This is a genomic window from Desulfococcus sp., from assembly GCF_050178255.1.
Classification (GTDB): Bacteria; Desulfobacterota; Desulfobacteria; order Desulfobacterales; family Desulfococcaceae; genus Desulfococcus; species Desulfococcus multivorans.
The window spans coordinates 1-3,167 of sequence record NZ_JBFXGG010000191.1 but is presented as its reverse complement, the minus strand read 5'-3'; the positions used below and the strand labels follow the sequence as shown (position 1 = coordinate 3,167).

Below are 3,167 nucleotides of genomic sequence, written 5' to 3'. Positions count from 1 at the left end.
TTTGACGGACTGCACAAAACCGATGCCGCGAGGTCGAAAACATCCTCGGGCTTTACAGTGTCGTAAGTCCTTCCCGAAGCGCGATTTTCGTGAGCTCCGCGACGCTTCGAGCATTCATTTTCTCCATGATGTTCTTGCGGTGGGTTTCAACGGTCTTGACGCTGATGTTCAGCGCATTGGCGATGGACTTGGTGGAGTGTCCCTCGGCAATCAGCTGAAGTACCTCCCGCTCTCTGACGGTCATGGCAACCGAGGGCTCGGGCGCTTTTTCGTGAAGTTGACCCACATAATCCTGAACCACCAGGCCGGCGACATCCGGACTCAGGTAAATCCCGCCGCCGGCGATGACCCTGAGCGCCCTGTCGAGTTCCTCGAAGGCGCAATCCTTGAGCAGATAACCGCTGACGCCGGCCTTCAGCATCTGGTCCACGTACTGCTTGTCGGAATGCATGGAAAGGGCGATGACTTTGACGCCGCTGTTTTCGGCGATCATCTGGTGCGTGGCGTCGATGCCGTTCAGATCGGGCATGCTGATATCCATGATCACGATGTCCGGATGGTGTTTTCTGGCCAATTGAACGGCCTTGCGTCCGTTTTCAGCCTCACCGATCACCACGTACTGCGCCTGATCCTCGAGAAGATGCCGGAGACCGTCGCGGACGATCTTATGGTCGTCGGCGATCAGAATTTTCAGGGCCATGATCTAATCCTTTGCGTTCAGGGAGATACCGTTTTCGGTCAACGGCAGTTCGATAGTGACTTGCGTACCCGCTCCCGGCGAGGCCTCAATCGTCGATCGGCCGCCGTAGTGATTCAGTTGTTCCCGGATGCTGAAAAGCCCGAAGCCCCGTGAGGTCACGTCTTCGGCGTTGAGGGTGTCCGGCGAGAACCCCACGCCGTCGTCTCGGACGACGACTGTCACATGATCCGACAAAATGTATATGGAAACAATCGCCTGATGCGCTTGGGCGTGTTTGACGACGTTGAGGAGAAGCTCCCTGATGGTCCTGAACAACAATTCCCGAATCGTGTTGTCGATCCGTGTTTCGTCACAGTTTTCGGGCTTCACGTGAACCACGAAACCACTCTGTTTTCGAAGCGTCTCGGCCAGCCACTCCAATGCGGCCACGAGCCCCAGCTCATAGAGGATCGGAGGACTGAGTTCGAAGGTCAGGGAACGGGTATCCTTGATCGTCTGGGAGACGAGGTCTCTGACGGCATCGACACTCATCAGGATCTTCCTGTCGGAGAGGCACGCCCTGAGCGCTCCGAGCTGGATCTTGGTGATGGCCAGTGTCTGACCGATACGATCGTGGATTTCAGCGGCGATCCTTCGGCGCTCCTGCTCTCCGGTCTTCAACAGTTCGGCCGAAAGGGTCCGCAGCTGGGTCTGATACTGGAGGAGCGCCTGTTCGGTTTTCCGGTGTTTTTCGATCTCCTGCTGAAGTTGGGAATTGGTTTTGCGGAGCTCCTCCGTCCGCTCCTGGACGTTTTTTTCCAGCACGTCATAGGCGGCTTTCAGAGCCTCCTCGGCGCGAATCCGCTGGATGGCGGATCCCAGCTGCATGGCCGCACCCTCGAGAATTTCAACGGTGGCTGGGGAAATTTTGTCCCTTTGTCGGTCCGCCACATGGATCAGGCCGATGATCGTCTCTCCCGATCGGATGGGAATGAGGGCCAGGGATTCAAAACCGACCTGGTTGCAGATATTTTTTTTTGAGTCTTTCTCATATCTGGCCATCGAACCCCAGAATTTACCGGCTTGATTGCTGTGAAAGGAACCGTATTTTGTGAAACACGGCAACACCGAACCAAGCGTACCGTTCAGCATATGTCGACAGATGCCGACATTCCTTGATGCACCCATTGCGCCGCCGGGATCGGTTTTTTCCAGAACGCAGAAGTCCGCATCGAAACCGAACGATGCGGCATAGGGAGCGCTGCCGTTGTCATTCAGAATTCGAACAGCCACCGCCTGACAACGGGTAAGTTTTTCAATCTCCTTCATAAACGCCTCCAGCACCGGCGTCATCTCCGAATGGCGATTGGCGATGAGCAGAAAGGTGTGGGAGGCTTCCAGCTTGCGTGCGGCGAGTTTGCGGTCGGTGATATCTTTTTGAAAGGTGATGATATGCAGAGGCTCCCCGTTATCGCCGTGAATCACGGATGCCGAGGCGTCAACGCTGACAACGGCGCCGCTGCTGGTGATCAACTCATACTCCCCGCGGTGAAATCCTCGGCTGAGAATAGATTGAAAATGTCGCTGGAAGGCTTCGGCGGAGCGAATCGACATAAAGTCCGAAAGCTTTCTGCCGAGCATTTGATCTTCATTGTACTGCAACCGTTCAAGGGTCGTCGGATTGGTCATGAGAATGTGACCGTGTTCGTCGAGCAAATGGATCAGATCGGCGGCCGCTTCGAAAAAGGATCTGAATTTCTCTTCGCTTTTTTTGAGGCGGGCTTCAGCCTCCTTGATTTCCGTGATGTCCCGCGTAACCGTCAGAATGTGAGGTCCGTTTTGTAAGGGCACGATTTTCGAGGAGAGCAGAACAGACCTGACGCTGCCGTCCCGGGTGATGAACTGGGTCGCCAGGTTGCGAACCGAACCGTATCGATTGAGGTTTTCGACGAATGTTTTTCGATTCCGAGGATCTTTCCACAATTGGATTTCTTCGGCGGTTTTTCCAACGACCGCCGGTTTTGGGTAGCCGGTGAGGGCATTGAATCCATCGTTGACATCCAGGATGAGACCGTCCGAGAGACGACTGATGACGATGGCCTCGGGGCTGGTGCGGAAAATGTTGCGAAAAAGGGCTTCGCTGGCCTTGAGGGCGTTCTGGGCTTTTTCCCTTTCCGCTATTTCGGTATTGAGCCGCCGGTTGCTCTCTTCAAGGGACCGTAGATTTTCCGTCCGCTGGCGTTCGAACCGTTTGATGATTATCGCCAGAATGGCCATCAATACGAGAAGGATGCCGGCAGCACCGAAATGGGCTATAGCATAGTTGCGTTGGTTTTGTTAGGCAATGGTTCTAAGATATGTATCCATCTCAAAGAGACAGGCCAACAAGGCGTTGAAATCTTCCCGGTTTTCGAGCGCCGAAACGGTGGGGTCCAGGCCGTTTCGATGGGCTGATATCATTTGCCGGGTTGACGTCTTGTATCGGGCC

General features: G+C 54.9%; 2 protein-coding genes. Both read right to left on the bottom strand.

Features of this window, described 5'->3' with window-relative positions; all coding sequences use genetic code 11:
• Window positions 1-52: 52 nt before the first annotated feature.
• Window positions 53-700 (bottom strand): response regulator, encoded by a 648-nt coding sequence (locus AB7S84_RS17035; protein WP_428155988.1) that lies wholly within the window; start codon window positions 698-700, stop codon window positions 53-55.
• Between the two features lie 3 nt (window positions 701-703).
• Window positions 704-2,956, bottom strand: a complete 2,253-nt coding sequence (locus tag AB7S84_RS17030) for a PAS domain S-box protein (RefSeq protein WP_428155986.1) — start codon at window positions 2,954-2,956, stop codon at window positions 704-706.
• Between the last annotated feature and the right edge of the window lie 211 nt (window positions 2,957-3,167).